The sequence below is a fragment of the Oceanobacter antarcticus genome, assembly GCF_044962685.1.
In the GTDB taxonomy this organism is placed as follows: Bacteria; Pseudomonadota; Gammaproteobacteria; order Pseudomonadales; family Oceanobacteraceae; genus Oceanobacter; species Oceanobacter antarcticus.
Genome location: NZ_JBBKTX010000154.1, coordinates 1 through 207 on the forward strand (window position 1 = coordinate 1; position 207 = coordinate 207).

Genomic DNA, 207 nt, shown 5'->3' on the forward strand with positions numbered 1-207 from the left:
TGCCGTTGCCCAGATCCGGGGTGCTGGTCTCCGTCGTGGTGGTCGCCAGGGTGACGGCTACCGCAATGCTGTCGAGCACGTCGCTGCCGCCTGCCAGGTACAGGCTGGCGGTCACTTCGCTGCTGCTACAGGTTGGTGCTGCCGCACCGGCGGTATACCGGGTTTCGATCGCGCTGGTCAGGCTTTGGCTGGCGACGCTGAACGATC

General features: G+C 66.2%; 1 protein-coding gene. It reads right to left on the reverse strand.

Going from position 1 to position 207, the window contains the following annotated elements; translation table 11 throughout:
• On the reverse strand, positions 1 to 207 hold a 207-nt coding region (locus tag WG929_RS21460), incomplete at both ends, for a hypothetical protein (RefSeq protein ID WP_416207664.1).